This window comes from Arthrobacter sp. DNA4 (assembly GCF_024362385.1).
Classification (GTDB): Bacteria; Actinomycetota; Actinomycetes; order Actinomycetales; family Micrococcaceae; genus Arthrobacter.
Genome location: NZ_CP101466.1, coordinates 650,493 through 668,291, shown reverse-complemented (window position 1 = coordinate 668,291; position 17,799 = coordinate 650,493). Strand labels below are relative to the sequence as shown.

Here is a 17,799-nt window from a genome sequence, read left to right as displayed (position 1 = left end):
CGTCCCCCGGGTTCGGGGAACGGCACCAGCGCAAGTGAACCGTCAATTTTACCGGCCAGCCCGGCGGGAGCAGAATCCCGGGCGTCACACAGCCGGTGCTAACCCTGCCCGGCGGGGCGCTTCTTCTGCGGATACGGCGTCTCGCCGCGTGCCAGCATGTCCACGAAGCCCGCGATCCTGCGCTCCCGGGTGGCCGCCTGCTTGGCCGAATTCGTCCGGTACACCAGGGAGAACAGATTGGTTTTCGTCAGGACGTCGAACATCGCCTGCGCGGCGGGGTTGGCGGCGATGGCGGCTGCCAGGTCTGCGGGAACTTCGACGTCGGCCTGGCCGCCGTAGGCCGCGTCCCAGCGGCCGTCGGCCTTGGCGGCCTCCACCGCCGCCCTGCCGGCGTCGGTCATCTTGCCCGCCTCTTCCAGCCGCGCGATGTGCCCCACGTTCCGCGCCGACCAGACGCTCCTGGGCCGCCGGGGCGTCATCCGCTGCAGGGAGCTGTGGTCATCCCGGCGCCGGCCCTGGCCGTCGATCCAGCCAAAACACAGGGCCTCGTCCAAAGCGCCTGGATAGTCCAGTCCGGTAGCTGTCCCGCCTTTCTTGGAAAGGACCAGCCACACGCCCGGGCTGGTGCTGTGGTTCGCCTCAAGCCAGGCGCGCCAGGCAGCGGCATCGGGGAGCAGCAGTTCCTCAAGCTCATTGGCCATGGCCTAATTCTGCCCGTGGAATCCCGTGCCACAAGCCCCGTGTGCAGAGCAGTTTCGCGTGGCATCATGGCCCTACAGATCCATCCGCCACCTGAGGACAACGCCATGCTCCGAGTCCGCCCCGTCCATTTCACCTCCCGCACCGAGTCCTGGAAGCAGCTCCTCACCGCCCTGGGGATGGTGCAGACAGAGGACGACGGCGGGTGGCAGGTCTTTGATTCGGCGTCGGGCCGCGTGGCGCTCCACTCCGCGGAGGCGGGGTCAGGCCAGGACGGCCGGACGGTGCTTGCGGTCGAGGTGGGTGACGTGGCCGAATTCGCGCGCCGCACCAACCTGTCCGCAGAGGAGGAGAAAGCGCAGGAAGAGGGGGCACGGGAGGAAGGACCGCCGCCGGTGGAGCTGGTCACCGCCGATCACGGCGAAGCCTGCAGGATCAGCGCCCCTGACGGGTTCAGCTTTCTGGCAGACAAGGCCGCCCACTTCGCCCAGTGCGCCGACGCCGATGCCGCCCTGGCCGTCGTGGCGGTCTGGTACACCGCGGACCCGGAGGGGGCCGTCCGCACGCTGCTGCATGCCGGTGCCCGCCCCCGCCCTGTCCCGGACAATGACGAAACGGCGGACTTCACTGCCAAAAACGGTGGCGTCCTGCTGGTGCGACCGGCCGCCGGACCGTCCAGGTCAGGTTTGGGGTTCGAGTACGACGGCGGGCTGGAACCGTTGCAGGAGCGCCTCACCGCCGCGGGCCTCACCGCCAGCCTGACCGAGGAGGCTTTTGGAAGCACCCTCCACGTAGCCAATCCGGATGCAGGCAACCCCAACGCGCCCGCCACGGTGTGGATCTCCCAGCGGCGCCCCATGGGGTAGAACTTAAGCATGAACGTGCGCACACCTGACCCGAATCCCGGCTGGCTCTCTGAAGAAGACCTCTTTGAGGCGCGGGGGCGGCTGCCCATGGTGTACGTCGAGGCAGTACCGGTCCGCCTGGACCCGCTTGGCTACGTCAACGAAGTGGGCACGCTGCTGCAGGCGGACGCGGACGGAACCATGGTGCGTTCCCTGGTGTCCGGGCGCGTCATCTACCGCGAAACCATCCGCGCCGCCCTCCTGCGGCACATGGAAAAGGACCTGGGCCCCCTGGCGTTCCCGCAGCTGCCGCTGAGCCCCGTGCCGTTCACGGTGGCCGAATACTTCCCGGCACCGTCCCAGACAGGATTCACCGACGAGCGGCAACACGCCGTGTCCCTGGCGTACGTCATCCCGGTTACGGGCGAGTGCGAGCCCCGCCAGGACGCCCTGGAACTGACCTGGATGACGCCGGAGGAAGTCCTCAGCCCGGGCGTCCAGATGGAGTTTGCCGGCGGCCGCGGCGGCCTGATCCGGCAGGCCCTGGCGTTTGCAGGCGTGGGCTTCTGACCACCCCGCCGGGACGTGGGGGTCCCCGGTTTTGAGTGCCCGCCTTTGTAGACTGTAGGGCGGACCGCAAGAGAACTTAAGGACTCCCATGACCGAATCACCAGCCGCCAGGCACCACCGTGAACAGCAGGCTGGATCTCTGACCACCGGCAGCCACATCCTCCTCCCCGACGGTAAGCGCACTGCCGAAATCGACCAGGTGGAGCTTGAGCACGACGACTTTGGCTCCCCCGCACTGGTACTGGCCAGCCTTTCCGGCGGCGGAACACTGCGGGTGGCCATCGGCACCATGGTCACGGTGGTGGACGGAGCGCACGACGACGTCACCCAGCTTCCGCTGCCGGCGGACCTTCCGGAGGCCGCACCACCGGCGGAAACCCTGACGCCCCGGCACGGCGCGCAGGAGCAGCCCGGCGCCGGGACGGGTCCCCTCAATGTGGCGCCCGCCGTCGTCGTCCCTCCCCTCCCGCCGGCGCCGCCTGCAGCGACCGGGCCCAGCGAGGAGGAACTGGCACTCATCCCGGCGCCGCACTCCCGAATCGGTGGTGGAGGCCGCCGCGGAGGCGCACCCGGATGCGGAGGGCGTCCTGCTCCTGGCCGACAGGCTCTCCAAGGGCGTCAACTTCAAGTCCGGAAGCTGCCTGAAGGACCTCAGCGACCTGGCGCACGAACTGTTCATCACGCTCAAGGACGCGGATGGCGCACTGTCGGTGGCGGACCTGATCACCGTGCTGCCCTATGACGGAAACCCGGGCCGGTGGACCTCGGTGGAGGCGGCGCTGGCACTGGCCAGCTACATCTGCCGCCAGGACGGCCAAAATGAGCGCGCGGAAGTCTACGAAAAGCTGATCCGCACCCCGGAAAACCAGGAAACGGACCCGTTTAAGGCGCGCATGGCAGCCAAGGTGCGGCAGCGCTCGCTCAACGAGCCCAACCTGTACGACAAGGAAATCTTCCGCTCCATCGACAACTCCAACCACGACGCCGAGCGCGAATGGCGGCTGCTGCGGCTGGAATCCCTGCTGTTCCTGCGGGCGCACGGCGGCTCGGAAACCATCGGGACGTCCGAACTGGAACGGCGCATCAGCAACGAGCTGGAGGCTGTCCGCTCCTGACCCGCGGGGGCGTCCTGCGGACGTCTCCCGGGCGTCTTCCCGGCGCCTTCCCGGCGTCTTCCGGCAATGGGAAATTGCCCCTACCCGAGGCTATGTCCGGGGCGTACATTCGGGGCTATGACCAACAATCTCAGCGTAGTGATCAACGCCGACGCGCCGCAGGTCTGGACCATGCTGCGTGAACCGTCCAAGGTGGCCCAGTGGCATGGCTGGCAGGCCGAGGACCTCGAGTCCGAGATCAAGGAGATCTACTTCTCCGGCGACGTGCAGGAAGCACCGGACCACACCAGCCTCACCGTGCACGGCGGGGACACGTTCGAGCTCCACCCGGAAGCCGGTGGAACCCGGGTCAGCGTCACCCGCGCCGCCGTGGACCATGACTCCGAATGGGCTGCCTGGGACGAGGACATCACGCAGGGCTGGCTGACCTTCCTGCAGCAGCTCCGCTTCGCCCTGGAACGCCACCCGCACGGCAAACGGCACACCCTGTTCCTGCACCTGACCGAGGGCAAAGCCTCCGCCATTGAGAAGCTGGGGCTCTCCGACCTTCCGGCGCCGGGCGAGCCATACCAATTGACGCTCGGCACCGGCGAGGACATCAGCGGCAAGGTCTGGTACCGGACCAGCCACCAGTTGGGGCTCACGGTGCACAGCTACGCCGAACACGGCGAAGGACTGCTGGTGGTGGCGGACCATCCAGCCATCAAGGACGTCCGCGCGGAGGGGGACGGCTCGCTGGTCATCGCTTCCACGTACGACCTTGGCGCCGGCGCCTTCGACGCCATCCGGCAATCCTGGGATTCCTGGCGGTCCGAGAACTACCCGGCCTCGGAACCAGCCAGCTGAGTTTACTGGGGCCGGGCGGTTTGCTGGCACACTGGTACGGTGCCAGCCAACCCCGCCTTCGCCCTGCCTGAAACCCGATCACAGTTCTCCTTCACGGTCGGCACCCGCCTGGCGGACTCCTGCCCGCCGTCGGCGGCTCAGGCAGCAGAAAACGACGGGGAATTCCTGGGCCGCACCGGCACCATCACCACCCCGCACGGTGACATCCAGACGCCGGCCTTCATCGCCGTCGGGACCAAAGCCACCGTGAAGGCCGTGCTGCCGGAGTCCATGGCGGACCTGGGCGCCCAGGCGCTGCTGGCCAACGCCTACCACCTGTACCTGCAGCCGGGCCCGGACATCCTGGACGCGGCCGGCGGCCTGGGTGCCTTCATGAACTGGTCCGGCCCCACCTTCACCGACTCCGGCGGATTCCAGGTGATGAGCCTCGGCTCGGGGTTCAAGAAGGTCATCGATATGAAATCCGTGGACGCCTCCGGACCGGATGACGCCGTGGCCCCGGGCAAGGAACGCCTCGCCCATATTGACGACGACGGCGTCTGGTTCAAGTCCCACCTGAACGGCGACCGGCACCGCTTCTCCCCCGAGATCTCCATGCAGGTCCAGCACCAGATCGGCGCGGACATCATGTTCGCGTTCGACGAGCTGACCACCCTGCAGAACTCCCGGCGGTACCAGGAGGAATCACTGGAACGCACCCGGCTGTGGGCGGAGCGGTGCATCGAGGAACACTTCCGCCTGACGGAGGAACGGGCCGCCAAGCCCTACCAGGCGCTTTTCGGCGTGATCCAGGGCGCCCAGTATGAAGACCTGCGCCGGAAGGCCTGCCGCGACCTTGGCGCCATGCCGTTCGACGGGTTCGGCATCGGCGGGGCGCTGGAGAAGGAAAACCTGGGGACCATCGTGCGCTGGTGCAACGAGGAACTGCCGGAGGACAAGCCGCGGCACCTGCTGGGTATTTCCGAGCCGGATGACGTCTTCACGGCCATCGAAAACGGGGCGGATACCTTTGACTGCGTCTCCCCCACCAGGGTGGCCCGCAACTCCGCGTTCTACACACCGGAGGGCCGGTTCAATCTTTCCGGCGCCAAGTACAAGCGTGATTTTGGGCCGCTGCAGGAGGGCTGCGACTGCTACGCCTGCGCCAACTATTCGCGGGCCTACATCCACCACCTGTTCAAGGCCAAGGAAATGCTGTCCGCCACCCTCATCTCCATCCACAACGAGCGGTTCGTGGTGAAGATGGTGGACGACGCCCGGCTGGCCATCGAGTCCGGCACCTTCTTCGATTTCAAGGCCGAAACCCTGGGCCGGTACTACTCCTGAGCGTGGCTCCCGGGTGGCTCCGCTATCCTGACCAAATGCTCATCGAGATCCAGGCCGCAGCAGGCCCTGCCGAAGCCATTGTCGCCCGCCCGTCCACCGGGACCGGCCCGTTTCCCGGCGTCATCCTGTACATGGACGCGTTCGGCCTGCGCCCGCGCATCCAGGAGATGGCCCAGCGCATCGCCGACTGGGGTTACGTGGTGCTGGCACCCAACGTTTTCTACCGTGAAGGAACGGCCGCCGAATTGGCCCCGGGTGGTGACATGTCCACCGAGGAGGGCCGGGAAGCCGCCGGCAAGGCTGCTTTCCCCCGGGTTGGGCGGCTGACCCCGGACAAGGCCCTGCCGGACATTGATGCCTGGGTTTCCGCGCTGGCAGCTCTCGACGGCGTGGCGCCGGGCCCCATCGGCACCACCGGCTACTGCATGGGTGCCCGGCTCGCGGTCCGCACCGCCACCTCACACCCGGGCCTGGTGGCAGCGTGTGGCGGCTTCCACGGTGGCGGACTGGCGACGGAGGAACAGGACAGCCCGCACCTGGGGCTTGGCAACGCGCGGGCGCGGTTCGTCTTCGGCCACGCAGACCACGACCGGAGCATGGCCCCCGAGGCCGTCGCCCGCCTCGGCGAAGCGCTCAAGGACGCAGGACTTGAGGCATCCAACGAGATTTACGAAGGGGCGCCGCACGGCTACACCATGGCGGACACCTCGGCGTTCCACCCGGAAGCCACGGAGCGGCACTTCCGGGAGCTGCGGGCCCTGCTGGACGGGACGCTGAAGGCCTGACCCGGCCGGCCGCCGTCGAACTCGCCGGAAACCTGCCGGATCGCCGGAAAGTTGCGGCGATCCGGGCGGGTTCCGGCGGTCCCCGGACTCGGGACGTTTTCCACATGACGACGGCGGCGCCTTCCGGAGCTGACGCACCGGCCGGATGCTGTCGGGATGACACCGCAACGGCCAGTCCCGCTCCCCGCGCTTCCGGGCACCGGCAACCTGTGGCGAACGGGGCAACTGCAGGAGAAGGGCCTCAATTCCCGGGCTATCAAGGCCTTGATCCTCCACGGGCAGCTGGTCCGCCTCCGCCACGGCTGCTACATCCGCGCCGAGCTGTGGGAGAAGCAGACACGCCCCGTCCGCAGCAGGCAGCTGATTCGCGCCCATGCGCACGGGACGCTGACCGCTTCGGCCGGCGGCTACGTTAACAGCCACACCTCGGCGGCCCGGCTGCACGGGTTGTATCTATGGGATGTTGATGACCTCATCCACATCCTGCTGCCGGGAAACCCTTCCAGCGAACGGCTCGGCAAGGATGTCCGCGGCCATACCCGAGCGTGGACTGCGCTGGAGGTGGTGACGCTCGGCGGCCTCCGGGTGACCTCGCTCGAGCGCACGGCAGTGGATTGCGCCATGATGCTGGGCTACCGGCAGGCGCTGGTGCTGATGGACCACGCCCTGCGGCTCGGTGCTGACAAGTTCCTCATGGAAACGATGGCTGACGGCCTGCAGGGGCGCCGCGGGATCCGGACTCTTCGCCTGGCGCTCGCCTACGCAGATCCGCGCTCGGAGTCGGCCGGTGAGACTCTCACACGTGAACTCCTGATACGGCTGAAACTTCCCCTGCCGGAGCCCCAGGTCGCGGTGGCTACCCGTGCTGGCCGGTATCGGCTGGATTTCGCCTGGAAGGAAAAGAAGGTGGCCCTCGAATTCGACGGGAAAACGAAGTACTTCGACTACAGGCCTACGCCTGAGGTGCTGTTTCAGGAACGGCAGCGCGAGAAGGCCCTCACCGAAAATGGTTGGACCTTTGTCCGAGTGACCTGGGCCGATCTTTTCCGGGAGCATGAGTTCAAAGCCCGTATCCTCCGGCGTGTGGGGACTTGAGGCACCGGTTTGGCAGGCGTCCGACGCCGGGTGGCAGGATGGGTGCATGACTTCCGCTACCCCTGACGCAACGCTGCCCGCCGCAAGTCCCGCCGTCGTCCTCACCATCGCCGGGTCAGAAGCCACCGGCGGTGCCGGCGCGCAGGCTGACCTGAAGACCTTCCAGGAACTGGGCGTCTTCGGCATCGCAAACCTCACCTGCATCGTGTCCTTCGACCCGAACGACAGCTGGAACCACCGCTTCGTGCCGGTGGACCAGCAGGTGATCGCAGACCAGCTGGAGGCCACGACGGCGGCCTACGGTCCGGCGTCGGGCGCCCCTTCGGCTTTGGACACGGTGAAGATCGGTATGCTGGGCAGCCCGGCGACGATCAACACGGTGGCCGGTGCCCTGCAGGAGAACAGCTTCACCAATGTGGTGCTGGACCCGGTGCTGATCTGCAAGGGCCAGGAGCCGGGCCACGCGCTGGACACGGACCAGGCCCTGAAGTCGCAGATCCTGCCGCTCGCCACCTTCGTCACCCCCAACCACTTCGAGGCGGAGTCGTTGTCCGGCCTGGAGATCACGGACGTGGAGTCGCTGAAGGCCGCTGCGGTGCGCATCCATGAACTCAGCGGCGCAGCAGTCCTGGCCAAGGGCGGGGTGCGGCTGGAAGGCCCGGACGCCGTCGACGTGTTCTTTGACGGCGAGACCCTCGAAGTCCTCAGCGCCCCGAAGGTAGGCGAGGTGGCCGTGTCCGGCGCCGGCTGCTCGCTCGCCGCGGCCGTGACGGCAGAACTGGCCAAGGGCGCCAGCCCGCTGGAGGCCGCCCGGACCGCCAAGGACTTTGTCACCGCCGGCATCCGCAACCGCGTTGCCTCCGGCGCCCCGTTCGATGCCCTGTGGCAGGGCGGCGCCCGCTGACCAAACGACCCATCACTTTTCGCATGAAGATCCGGAACGCGTCTGCACTTTTTGCAGACGCGTTCCGGGTTTAAGGGCAGGATCTGATGGCGGGTCTGGACCCGGTCAGCGCCGCGGGATGTTGCGCAGGTTGCTGCGTGCCATGCTCACGGCCTCGCCCGCCCCGCGGTTCAGGACCACCTTGGACATGGCCGTGGCGAATCCGATCACCTGGGAGCCGGAGATCTTCGGCGGAATGGACAGCGCCTTGGGGTCGGTGATGAGCTCCACCAGTGACGGGCCGGGGTGCGCGAACGCTTCCCGGTACGCTGCCTCGATCTGCGCCGGATCCGTGACCCGCACCGCGTGGAAGCCCAGGGCCTGTGCCACGGCCGCATAGTTGGCGTCGGGGACATCCACGCCGAAATCGGGCAGTCCGTCCACCAGCATCTCAAGCTTGACCATGCCCAGGGTGGAGTTGTTGAACACCACCACGTTCACCGGCAATTGGTAGGCGGCGGCGGTGATGAGCTCGCCCAGCAGCATGGACAGCCCGCCGTCGCCGGACACCGAGATGACCTGCCGCCCGGGGTACGCCAACTGGGCGCCGATGGCGTGCGGCAGGGCGTTGGCCATGGAGCCGTGCAGGAAGGACCCGATCAGCCGGCGGGTGCCCAGCGGGTTGATGTACCGCGCGGTCCAGACATTACACATGCCCGTGTCCGCGGTGAAGATGGCGTCCTCTGCGGCCACCTGGTCCAGCAGCGATGCCGCGTACTCGGGGTGGATGGGCTGCTTCTTCTCCACCTTCCGGGTGTACGCGCCCACGGCCTTGTTCATCAGCCGGTCGTGCTTTTTGAGCATCTGGTCCAGGAACCGGCGGCTCTTCTTCGCCTTCACCAGCGGCAGGAGCGCGCGCAGGGTGGGCAGCACGTCGCCGTGGACGGCAATGTCGACGTCGGTCCGGCGGCCCAGCCGGTGGGCCACCCGGTCCACCTGCGCGGTGCGGGTGTCCGGCAGGAACTGGTCATACGGGAAGTCCGTGCCCAGGAGGATCAGCAGGTCGGCGTCCTCAATGCCTTCGGCCGCGGCCCCGTAGCCCAGCAACCCGGTCATACCGATATCGAACGGGTTGTCGTACTGGACGAAGTCCTTGCCGCGCAGCGAGTGCCCCACCGGCGCCTTGGCCAGGTCGGCGAGCGCCATCAGCTCGCTGTGTGCCCCTTCCACGCCGGCGCCGGCGAAGATGGCCACCTTGCCGGCGTCGTTGATAGCGTCCGCGAGGGCTTGGACGCTGGCAGGGTCCGGGACCAGGCTGGCGGGCCGGAAGGTGGCAGGCAGCGGGGTGGGGCCGGCAGCCTCCAGCCCGGCGATGTCGCCCGGCAGGGTCACGACGGCCACTCCCCCAAGCCCCAGCGCGTGCTGGATGGCGCTGTGCATCACCCGGGGAGCCTGCTCTGCGGTGCTGACCAGTTCCGAGTACACCGAGCATTCGTTGAACAGACGGTCCGGGTGGGTCTCCTGGAAGAAGCTGCTGCCGATCTGCTTGCTGGGAATGTGGGAGGCGATGGCCAGCACCGGCGCGCCGGAGCGGTTGGCGTCATACAGGCCGTTGATCAGGTGCAGGTTTCCGGGGCCGCAGGAACCCGCGCACACGGCAAGCTTGCCGGTGAGCTGGGCTTCGGCTGCGGCGGCAAAGGCGGCGGCTTCCTCGTGGCGGACGTGGATCCAGTCAATGCCGCCCTTCGCGGAGCCGCCGGTCTGGCGGACGGCGTCCACGATCGGGTTGAGGCTGTCGCCCACAATCCCGTAGATCCGCTGCACGCCGGCAGCCTGGAGTTGTTCGATGAGCTGGGTGGCAAGTTCCTTGGCCATGGGTGCAGACTCCCGCGATGGTGGTGGTGTGCTGACATGGCCCAATATAGTCCGCCCACCCGGCCGGCTTCCCTGGCAGGCCTGCTAGCCCGCGTGGTCCAGGGCAGCTTCGGGTGCCGCCCGCACCTCGGCGGCGAGGGCTTCAGCGAGCAGGGTTGCGGTCCGCACAATGAACGCCCGACGACGGGTGGTCCGGTCCGCACTGCTGCCCGCCAGGAGCGTGTCGATCTGGGGCAGGACGGGCCAGCCGTCGCAAAGGGTGATGACGGTGATCAGCAGGTCCGCGGCGTCAGTCCGGTCGATCCCGGGCAGGACGTCCAGCACCTGGCCCACCTTGACGGCGCAGTGGTCGGACCGGGTGGCGCGGCTGACAGTTTCCCCGCCCCGCTCCAGGCCTTCCCAAAACAGGAGCCTGGGCAGGACCCCATCAGTGGTGTGCCGGTCGAAGAGGCGACCGGCGTAGTCACCGAACGCCTTCGGTCCGCTGCCGGTGATGGGCACCTCGGTCATTACCCGGACCATTTCGGCAGCCAGGACGGCGTCGAACAGCTCATCCTTCTTGCCGAAGTACTGGTAGATGCGTTCCTTGTTCACGCCGGCGGCCGTTGCGATCCGGTCCACCCGCGCGCCGGCCAGGCCCTTGACGCTGAACTCCTCCGTTGCAGCCGCCAGCAGCAACTCCTTGGTCCGCTCCGTGTTCCATGCCATGACACAAGTCTACGCAATTCCAACCAGGTAGTTGCAATTGCGTCCGGGCACACTTATTGTCGATGCAAGCAAAAGCAACCAACTAGTTGGAGATTTTCATGGCCACGCTTTCATCACCCGCTTCCCCCTCCACTGCCGAGCCCGCGCCGTCCACCGGCGTCCAGGCTGCAGCGCCTGTAGCGGTCGCCGGCCCGCCGTCCATCCATGTCCGCGCGGCCATCACTTGGCTGGCAATTTTTCCGCTTGTGGCCATCGGCATGATGGCGGCCGCTCCCCTCATGGAAACGTGGCACCCCATCTTCCGCGCCATGGGATGACTATGGTGGTGGTTCCCACCGCGGTCTATCTCGTGCTCCCGCGCCTGTTCGCCCTTCACGGCGCCCTGGCCGCCAGGCGGAGCATCCGCCGCTAGGACTCCCCCCGCAGCGCAAAAAGGAGGCGTACGACGGCGGCCCGGCAGCCGCCGTCGTACGCCTCCTTACGGATCAGGTACTTTGGTGTCCCCCGGCGCTAGACGCCGAGCGCGTCCTTGTCCTTGCCGCCACCCTGCGGCGCCTGCTCCCAGGCGTGGCCCTGTTCGTCGTCCAGGTGCGTGGCCTTCTTGTTCTTCAGGGCGAAGATGTAGACCACCAGCGAGATGGCGATGGCGATGGTCACGTAGGTGAAGAACAGGTCCTCCCGCTCCGCCTTCTGGAAGGCCGCGCCGATCAGGGGCACGGTGCCGCCGAACAGCGAGTTGGCGATTGCATAGCCCAGGCCCACGCCGAGCGCGCGGATGGAGGCGGGGAACAGTTCGGCCTTCACCAGGGCATTGATCGAGGTGTAGCCGCCGACAATCACCAGGCCACCCATCATGAGCAGGAACGCGGTGAATGGGTCCTTGGTGCCGGCCAGGGTGGAGAGCAGCGGCCAGGTGAAGAGGACGCCGGTGATGCCGAACCAGAGCAGCAGCGGCTTGCGGCCAACCTTGTCCGAGATGATGCCGTAGACGGGCTGGAGCAGCATGAAGATGAACAGGGCCCAGAAGTTGATCACGGAGGTGTCGGTCTTGGCGATGCCGGAGGTATCGTTCATGAACTTCAGGATGAAGTTGGTGTAGGTGTAGAACGCCACGGTGCCGCCAAGGGTGATGCCGATGCAGACCAGCAGCGGCTTCCAGTAGCTCGTGAACAGCAGCTTCATGGTGCCCGGCTGGGCCTGTCCGGCAACCGCGGGAGTCTTCGCGGCCTCGATCTGCTCGGCGGAAACGGTCTCCTCCATGGAGCGGCGGAGCCACAGCACCACCAGGGCAGCTACGCCGCCGATGGCGAACGGGATGCGCCAGCCCCACTCACCCAGGTCGCCCTTGGGCATGACGTTCTGCAGGATCACCAGGACCAACAGGGCGAGCATCTGGCCGCCGATCAGGGTGACGTACTGGAAGCTGGAGAAGAAGCCGCGGCGCTTGGAGGTTGCGGCCTCGGACATGTAGGTTGCGCTGGTGCCGTACTCGCCACCAACGGAGAAGCCCTGGATGACGCGGACCAGCACCAGCAGGATCATGGCCCACAGCCCAATTTGCTGCTGTGTGGGCAGGATGGCGATTGCGAAGGAGCCTGCGGACATCAGGGTCACGCTCAGCGTCAACGCGGCCTTGCGCCCCTTGCGGTCGGCGTAGCGGCCGAAGAACCAGGCACCGATGGGACGCATGAGGAACGACGTCGAGAAGACGGCCATGGCCTCAAGGCCCGCCTGCAGGTCGTCCTTGGAATTGAAGAAGTGCGACTGGAAGTAGGCGGCGAAAACGGTGTAGACGTAGAGGTCGTACCACTCCACCAGGTTGCCGGCGGAACCCTTCAGGATGTTGCCCACGGCCCGCCGGGTCTGGGCGGCCTCCGTCAGGGGCGCGGTTTGTTGGGTGCTCATCGGTGAGTTCCTCCTTGTGGTGACGTGCGTCCTCCAACGCCGGAGGGCCTCATCCACGGTATGGGTGATCCACCGCACAGCCAACGTGGCGGGGCATTTCCTAACACTTCCTTAGGTTTTGCCCGCGCCGCCGGCCCCGCCTGGCTCCCGCCGCCGTCGGGCAAAACCCTTCAGCACGCGGTAGTCTCCAAAGGCGGGGGATGATCCGGGAGACCGCACAACGCAAGGAAGATGGCAATGGACGTGCTGATCGTCGAGGACGACGACGCCATGGCCGGTGCCCTCACCGCCGCCGTCGAAAGCGCCGGACACCACCCGCAGCGGCTGGCGCGGGGCGCTGATGCGCTGCTGTCCCACCGGAACTTCCAGGTGATCCTCCTGGACCTTGGCCTGCCGGACATGGACGGGCTGGAGGTGCTTCGCAAACTGCGCCAGGTCACCGATGTCCCCATCCTGATCCTGACCGCCCGGGACGACGAACGCAGCGTGGTGCTCGGGCTGCGTTCCGGCGCGGACGACTACCTGGTCAAACCCGTCAAGCTGGTGGAGCTGCTGGCCCGGATCGAAGCGGTGACGCGGCGGGCCGGCCGCGGCGGCGGCACCCCGCAGGAGCACGTCATCGTGCTGGATGACCTGGCGATCGACCTGAACCGCCGCACTGCTTCCAAAGCCGGTTCGCCGCTCGCCCTGACCGCCACGGAGTTCGAACTCCTCGCGCTGCTGGCACGCCATGCCGGCTCGGTGGTCACCCGGGAACAAATCCTTGACGCGCTGTGGGGCGACGCCTTCCTGGCTTCCTCCCGGTCCCTGGACGTCCACCTCACCGGGCTGCGGGCAAAACTGCAGAAACCCGGCTTCATCATCAACGTCCGTGGCGTGGGGTACCGGGTGGAGGCGGCTTCCGGATGAGGCTGCGGGTGCTGGGCGTTCTCAGCGTGCTCTGCCTGGTGGTGGTCTTCCTGATCTCGGGCACCATCCTCACCTCAGCTTCCCGCGAGCTGACCCAGGAGCTGCAGATCAACCGGGCGGCGTCCCTGAACCGGCTCGCCCAGGTTGCGTTCGATGCCTCCGCCGACGGGGACACGGCACGGCTGCAGCGGGAGATGGACACGTACTCCGGGCTGTACGGGGAAGGGATCGTGGTGCGTGTCCAGCAGGCCACCCTTCAGTCCGGAAATCTTGATGCCGGACGGTCCGACGTGCAGGAAGCGCTGTCCCTGGCACGGTTAAACGTCAGCAACACCGCCCTGGAACCACTGGAACCTTTCGGTTCCGGCTCCCGGGTGATCTTCCGGCCCTTCGGCAGCGCCAGCCAGGTCCTGGGCGCCGTGGTGCTGGACGTGGACGCCGGCACCGCACAGCAGAAGCTCCGGGAGCGGTGGCTCGCGGTGGGGGTGGCGGCGCTTGCCCTTGCCGCCGTGCTCCTGCTGGGCGCGGCCCGGGTCACCGGATGGGTCCTCCGGCCCGTCCAACGGCTGAACTCGGCGGTGCACGAACTGGAAAGTACCGGCCGTGCGGGACGCCTTCCGGAGGACGGGCCGCCCGAGCTGCGGGAACTGAGCCGGTCCTTCACCGTGATGGCCCGGACCGTGAGCGCCAGCATGGCAGCGCAGCGGCAGCTGATTGCGGACACGTCGCACCAGCTGCGCAACCCGGTGGGGGCGCTTCGGCTCCGGCTGGACCTGCTGCAGCTGGAACTGAAGACGGCCCGTGAACACGACGCCGCCGAACGGGCCATGGCGGAGTTGGAGCGGGTTGAGGAGATCCTGGACGGGGTCCTGAAACTCGCCGCCGCAGAGCACCGCGCATCCGAGGGGTACCTCCGGGCTGCCGGCAGCCTGCAAAGCCTCCCTGCGCCGGATCCGGTGGACCCTTTCCCGGTCCTCCAGGGTGAAATCGAGCGGGCAGCACCGCTGGCAGAACAGGCAGGCTGCAGGCTGGTCCTTGCTCCGGCGCCGCAGCCGCCGGCACTGGTTGCCTGCCACCCGGCGGAGCTGGCCCAGATGGCGGCCGAGCTCCTCAACAACGCCATCAAGTACGCCCCCGGTGCCACCGTGACGGCCGCGGCCCAGCTGGAGGGCCGCACAATGGTGGTGGAGATTTCCGACGACGGTCCAGGGCTTCCTGCCCCGGAGCGGGCCGCGGCTGCCACCAGATTCTGGCGGTCCCCGCAGCATTCGTCGGTTCCGGGAACCGGGCTGGGCATGACGATCGTGGGCCAGCTTGCCGCGGCCAACGGTGGGCGCCTGGTGCTGGGCGAAGCGGCCCCGCATGGGCTCGCGGCCCGGCTCGAGTTTCCCGCTCCAGCTTCTGATCAGGTGCTTCCGGGGCACCAGGAGTGGTGATGCCAATGCGTGAACCACTTGCCCCGGGGCGCCCTGTCTCCCTGCCGCCGCGACGGTCCGTGCTTAAGTGGGCCTTCGCCGTCGGACTCGCAGCCTGCCTGCCGCCTGCCCTCAGTGCGTGCACCGGAGGCGACCGGCCGGAGAACCTGGTGGTGGCCGGCGGCGAACCGGGCGGCTTCTACCTCGAGTTCTCGACGCTGCTGGCCGCGGCGCTTGAACGGCACGGCGTAGCCGGCCATGCCCGGGCCGTGGCCACCGGCGGAAGCCTGGACAACATCGCGGAACTGCGGGCGGGCCGGGCGGACTTTGCCGTGGCCCTGGCCGATGCCGACGGCCAGGCGGGCGGGGACGGAGCTGAGATTGCCGCCATCGGGAAGGTCTACGAAAACTACGTCCACTGCGTGGTACGGAAGGACAGCGGGATCCGGGACATTTCCGGGCTGGCGGGGCGGCGGGTTGCCGTGGGCCAGCCGGGGTCGGGCACCTCGCTTACCACTCCCCGGCTGCTCGAAGCAGCGGGCCTGGGCACCTCCGCGGATGTCTCGGCACCCTCCGCCGGAACTGCCGCCGTCGAACATCTTGGCCTGAATGACGGCATCGCGGCACTCAAGGCGGGGACCGTGGATGCCCTGTTCTGGTCCGGTGGCGTGCCCACTGCGGCCATCGCCACCGCGCAGCAGGACGTGGCGCTCGGACTGCTGGATTTGTCCGCGCTGCTGCCGGAACTGCGGCGGAGGTACGGCGGGATGTACGACCGGGTCCTGATACCGGAAGGCAGCTACCCCGGCATACCGGCGGTGTGGACGGTGGGTGCTCCCAACCTGCTGCTCTGCCGCAGGGACCTGGACAGCGCCACCGTGGAGCGCACAGTCCAGCTGCTGGTCCACAATGCCGGCGAACTCATCCCCCAGTCCACCCTCGGAGTGCAGTTCCTCAGCGCGGAGAGCCTCATCAACACCGCCGGGATCCCGCTGCACCCCGCCGCCGCGGCAGCGTATCGAACGCTGCACGGCTGACCAACGCCACATCACCATTTGCCGCTTGAACCCAAACGCCCCATCACCTTTGGCGGCACAAAGCCAAACGCCCCATCACTTTCGTCAGGAAAGTGATGGGGCGTCCAGAGGAAACCGGCCGGAAGTGATGGGGCGTCCAGAGGAAACCGGCAGGAAGTGATGGGGCGTCCGGAGGAAACCGGCGGGAACTGATGGGGCGTTCCTAGGAGCCGGAGTGCGCCTGCAGGAAGCTGTACACCTCGGTCTCATCCACGCCGGGGAAGGCTCCCGGAGGCATCGCGGCCAGCAGGTGCGAGTGGGCCCGGGCGGACGGCCAGGCGTTCCCGGCCCACTGGTTGGTCAGTTCGGCAGGCGGCCGCTTGCAGCAATTGGGATCCGGACAGTTGGACCTGGCGCGGGCGGTGGTCTCCCGCCCGCGGAACCACTTCACGTGCTGGTACGGCACGCCAATGCTGAGCGAGAACTCGCCGCTGGCGGACCGCTCGGTGCGGGCGGTGCACCAGTACGTGCCGGACGGCGTATCGGTGTACTGGCTGTAGGCACTGAACTTGTCCGGCACATCGAACACGGCCCGGGAGGTCCAGGCCTTGCACGACGGCTGGCCCTCGATGGCTCCGGTGTGGTCCTGGGGGAAGTTCACGCCGTCGTTCTCGTACGCCTTGTAGATGATGCCGCTCTGGTGCGTCTTCTGGAAGTGCGTGGTAATGCCCAGGTGTTTGGTGGCCAGGTTGGTGAAGCGGTGCGCCGCTGTCTCATAGGACACGGCGAAGGCGTCCCGGATGTCCTCCACCGCGATTTCCTTGGCCGCTTTGGCTTTCTGCAGAAATTCGACGGTGGCCTGCTCGGGCAGGAGCAGGGCGGCGGCGAAATAGTTGGTGGCCACCCGCTGGGCCAGGAAGTCACCGTAGTTCTTGGGGGTTTCATGGCCCAGGACGTAGTGGCCCAGGGCCTGCAGCAGCACCGAGCGGGGGTCGTGGTCCTGCCGCTGGCTCTGCGTCAGGTAAATTTTGCGGTTCTTCAAGTCCGTCACGGAGCGGGTGGAATGCGGCAAATCCCCGACGTGGTGCAGGGTGAAACCGAGGTGCTCGGCGATGTCCGCGATGACGTGCTGGCTCAGTGGGCCGGTGGTGTAACCCACCTCCTTGAGGACCTTCTGCGCCTCTGCCTCGTACTCCGGGAAATAGTTGCCGCGCTCCCGCATCATGGCCCGCAGCTCGCCGTTGGCGCGCCGGGCTTCCTCCGGGGTGGCCACCTGCTCGTTCATCTTCCGTTCCAGCTCGTGCAGCAGCCCCACCTGGGCCTCGAGCACGTCAACTGGAAGCCGCGAACTGATGCGGATTTTGGGCAGGTTCAGCGATTCGTACAGCGGCCCGCGCTGGTAGCGTTCCAGTTCGATTTCGAGGGCGGCGCGGCGGCTGGGCGGCTCTGCCCCAAGCAGCTGGTCGATGCTGACGTTCAGTGCGCCCGCGAGGTGCTGGAGCAGCGTCAGTTTGGGCTCGCGTTTGCCGTTTTCAATCAGGCTTAGCTGGCTGGGAGCGGTGCCGACGGCGGCGCTCAGGTCATCGAGCGTGAGCCCGGCTTGTTTGCGGAGATGGCGGACGCGGCGGCCCAGTGCGATGACGTCCAGTTCCGCTGCGGCGGCTGACGGTGGCTGGGAAACGTCCCTGTTCCAACTTGAAGGCGCCATTTCTGAAGAATACGTGAAGAAGTGCATTTCTTTCCATGCTTTTTATCTAGAAAGGGGGTTGAAAGTGCTGAAAAGTAGTTGTCACGGAAAGAAACACCG

16 protein-coding genes and 1 pseudogene are annotated in these 17,799 nt (G+C 67.4%); 12 read left to right on the top strand and 5 right to left on the bottom strand.

The genetic code is table 11. From position 1 onward, the window contains the following. Positions 1 to 98: 98 nt before the first annotated feature. Positions 99 to 701 (bottom strand): YdeI family protein, encoded by a 603-nt coding sequence (locus NMQ03_RS03260; RefSeq protein WP_255174362.1) that lies wholly within the window; start codon positions 699 to 701, stop codon positions 99 to 101. 105 nt (positions 702 to 806) lie between these two features. Between NMQ03_RS03260 and NMQ03_RS03255 the strand changes: the two genes are divergently transcribed. From NMQ03_RS03255 to NMQ03_RS03220, 8 genes and pseudogenes are all read left to right on the top strand, one after another. Beyond that, the gene (locus NMQ03_RS03255) at positions 807 to 1,565 is read left to right on the top strand and encodes a VOC family protein (protein WP_255174361.1); all 759 of its coding nucleotides are present in this window, start codon (positions 807 to 809) and stop codon (positions 1,563 to 1,565) included. Between the two features lie 9 nt (positions 1,566 to 1,574). Next, the gene (locus tag NMQ03_RS03250) at positions 1,575 to 2,114 is read left to right on the top strand and encodes an NUDIX hydrolase family protein (RefSeq protein WP_255174360.1); all 540 of its coding nucleotides are present in this window, start codon (positions 1,575 to 1,577) and stop codon (positions 2,112 to 2,114) included. Between the two features lie 88 nt (positions 2,115 to 2,202). Continuing rightward, a pseudogene (locus NMQ03_RS03245) lies at positions 2,203 to 3,229 on the top strand (DUF6707 family protein). Positions 3,230 to 3,346: 117 nt separating this feature from the next. Then, on the top strand, positions 3,347 to 4,075 hold the full coding sequence (locus NMQ03_RS03240) for an SRPBCC domain-containing protein (RefSeq protein ID WP_255174359.1): 729 nt from the start codon (positions 3,347 to 3,349) through the stop codon (positions 4,073 to 4,075). A 39-nt stretch (positions 4,076 to 4,114) separates the two neighbouring features. Continuing rightward, positions 4,115 to 5,401 (top strand): tRNA guanosine(34) transglycosylase Tgt, encoded by a 1,287-nt coding sequence (gene tgt / locus NMQ03_RS03235; protein ID WP_255174358.1) that lies wholly within the window; start codon positions 4,115 to 4,117, stop codon positions 5,399 to 5,401. Positions 5,402 to 5,436: 35 nt separating this feature from the next. Next, positions 5,437 to 6,186: a dienelactone hydrolase family protein gene (locus NMQ03_RS03230; protein WP_255174357.1), complete on the top strand. Its 750-nt coding sequence runs from the start codon at positions 5,437 to 5,439 to the stop codon at positions 6,184 to 6,186. Between the two features lie 156 nt (positions 6,187 to 6,342). After that, positions 6,343 to 7,281 carry a hypothetical protein gene (locus tag NMQ03_RS03225; RefSeq protein ID WP_255174356.1) on the top strand — a complete coding sequence of 313 codons (939 nt, stop codon included), beginning with the start codon at positions 6,343 to 6,345 and terminating at the stop codon, positions 7,279 to 7,281. A 46-nt stretch (positions 7,282 to 7,327) separates the two neighbouring features. Continuing rightward, a complete protein-coding gene (locus NMQ03_RS03220) occupies positions 7,328 to 8,185 on the top strand; it encodes a hydroxymethylpyrimidine/phosphomethylpyrimidine kinase (RefSeq protein ID WP_255174355.1) in 858 nt (285 codons plus the stop codon). 105 nt (positions 8,186 to 8,290) lie between these two features. Here the strand turns inward: NMQ03_RS03220 and NMQ03_RS03215 are convergent, their stop codons facing one another. Continuing rightward, complete coding sequence (locus tag NMQ03_RS03215; protein ID WP_255174354.1) at positions 8,291 to 10,039, bottom strand: pyruvate dehydrogenase; 1,749 nt, start codon at positions 10,037 to 10,039, stop codon at positions 8,291 to 8,293. 84 nt (positions 10,040 to 10,123) lie between these two features. Beyond that, positions 10,124 to 10,747 (bottom strand): TetR/AcrR family transcriptional regulator, encoded by a 624-nt coding sequence (locus NMQ03_RS03210; protein ID WP_255174353.1) that lies wholly within the window; start codon positions 10,745 to 10,747, stop codon positions 10,124 to 10,126. Positions 10,748 to 10,845: 98 nt separating this feature from the next. Between NMQ03_RS03210 and NMQ03_RS03205 the strand changes: the two genes are divergently transcribed. Further along, positions 10,846 to 11,064 carry a hypothetical protein gene (locus tag NMQ03_RS03205; protein ID WP_255174352.1) on the top strand — a complete coding sequence of 73 codons (219 nt, stop codon included), beginning with the start codon at positions 10,846 to 10,848 and terminating at the stop codon, positions 11,062 to 11,064. 193 nt (positions 11,065 to 11,257) lie between these two features. Here the strand turns inward: NMQ03_RS03205 and NMQ03_RS03200 are convergent, their stop codons facing one another. Further along, entirely contained in the window at positions 11,258 to 12,652 is a 1,395-nt protein-coding gene (locus NMQ03_RS03200) for an MFS transporter (protein WP_255174351.1), read from the bottom strand. A gap of 237 nt (positions 12,653 to 12,889) precedes the next feature. On the opposite strand from NMQ03_RS03200, the gene NMQ03_RS03195 reads away from it, so the two are divergent. The 3 genes from NMQ03_RS03195 to NMQ03_RS03185 are packed head-to-tail and all read left to right on the top strand — an operon-like array spanning position 12,890 to position 16,013. Next, complete coding sequence (locus NMQ03_RS03195) at positions 12,890 to 13,561, top strand: response regulator transcription factor (protein WP_255174350.1); 672 nt, start codon at positions 12,890 to 12,892, stop codon at positions 13,559 to 13,561. After that, complete coding sequence (locus NMQ03_RS03190; protein WP_255174349.1) at positions 13,558 to 14,997, top strand: HAMP domain-containing sensor histidine kinase; 1,440 nt, start codon at positions 13,558 to 13,560, stop codon at positions 14,995 to 14,997. Before NMQ03_RS03195 ends, NMQ03_RS03190 begins: the two co-directional genes overlap by 4 nt. A 5-nt stretch (positions 14,998 to 15,002) precedes the next feature. Beyond that, positions 15,003 to 16,013, top strand: coding sequence for a TAXI family TRAP transporter solute-binding subunit (locus NMQ03_RS03185; protein ID WP_255174348.1), 1,011 nt, complete (start codon positions 15,003 to 15,005; stop codon positions 16,011 to 16,013). 202 nt (positions 16,014 to 16,215) lie between these two features. On the opposite strand, the gene NMQ03_RS03180 is transcribed toward NMQ03_RS03185, so the two are convergent. After that, positions 16,216 to 17,727, bottom strand: a complete 1,512-nt coding sequence (locus NMQ03_RS03180; RefSeq protein ID WP_255174347.1) for a helix-turn-helix transcriptional regulator — start codon at positions 17,725 to 17,727, stop codon at positions 16,216 to 16,218. Positions 17,728 to 17,799 lie beyond the last annotated feature (72 nt).

Coding starts and splice junctions, on each gene's coding strand:
- NMQ03_RS03260 (WP_255174362.1), bottom strand. CDS start 701: ATGGCCAATGAGCTTGAGGAACTGCTGCTCCCCGATGCCGCTGCCTGG.
- NMQ03_RS03200 (WP_255174351.1), bottom strand. CDS start 12,652: ATGAGCACCCAACAAACCGCGCCCCTGACGGAGGCCGCCCAGACCCGG.
- NMQ03_RS03215 (WP_255174354.1), bottom strand. CDS start 10,039: ATGGCCAAGGAACTTGCCACCCAGCTCATCGAACAACTCCAGGCTGCC.
- NMQ03_RS03195 (WP_255174350.1), top strand. CDS start 12,890: ATGGACGTGCTGATCGTCGAGGACGACGACGCCATGGCCGGTGCCCTC.
- NMQ03_RS03255 (WP_255174361.1), top strand. CDS start 807: ATGCTCCGAGTCCGCCCCGTCCATTTCACCTCCCGCACCGAGTCCTGG.
- NMQ03_RS03225 (WP_255174356.1), top strand. CDS start 6,343: ATGACACCGCAACGGCCAGTCCCGCTCCCCGCGCTTCCGGGCACCGGC.
- NMQ03_RS03180 (WP_255174347.1), bottom strand. CDS start 17,727: ATGCACTTCTTCACGTATTCTTCAGAAATGGCGCCTTCAAGTTGGAAC.
- NMQ03_RS03210 (WP_255174353.1), bottom strand. CDS start 10,747: ATGGCATGGAACACGGAGCGGACCAAGGAGTTGCTGCTGGCGGCTGCA.
- NMQ03_RS03185 (WP_255174348.1), top strand. CDS start 15,003: ATGCGTGAACCACTTGCCCCGGGGCGCCCTGTCTCCCTGCCGCCGCGA.
- NMQ03_RS03220 (WP_255174355.1), top strand. CDS start 7,328: ATGACTTCCGCTACCCCTGACGCAACGCTGCCCGCCGCAAGTCCCGCC.
- NMQ03_RS03190 (WP_255174349.1), top strand. CDS start 13,558: ATGAGGCTGCGGGTGCTGGGCGTTCTCAGCGTGCTCTGCCTGGTGGTG.
- NMQ03_RS03230 (WP_255174357.1), top strand. CDS start 5,437: ATGCTCATCGAGATCCAGGCCGCAGCAGGCCCTGCCGAAGCCATTGTC.
- NMQ03_RS03250 (WP_255174360.1), top strand. CDS start 1,575: ATGAACGTGCGCACACCTGACCCGAATCCCGGCTGGCTCTCTGAAGAA.
- NMQ03_RS03205 (WP_255174352.1), top strand. CDS start 10,846: ATGGCCACGCTTTCATCACCCGCTTCCCCCTCCACTGCCGAGCCCGCG.
- NMQ03_RS03240 (WP_255174359.1), top strand. CDS start 3,347: ATGACCAACAATCTCAGCGTAGTGATCAACGCCGACGCGCCGCAGGTC.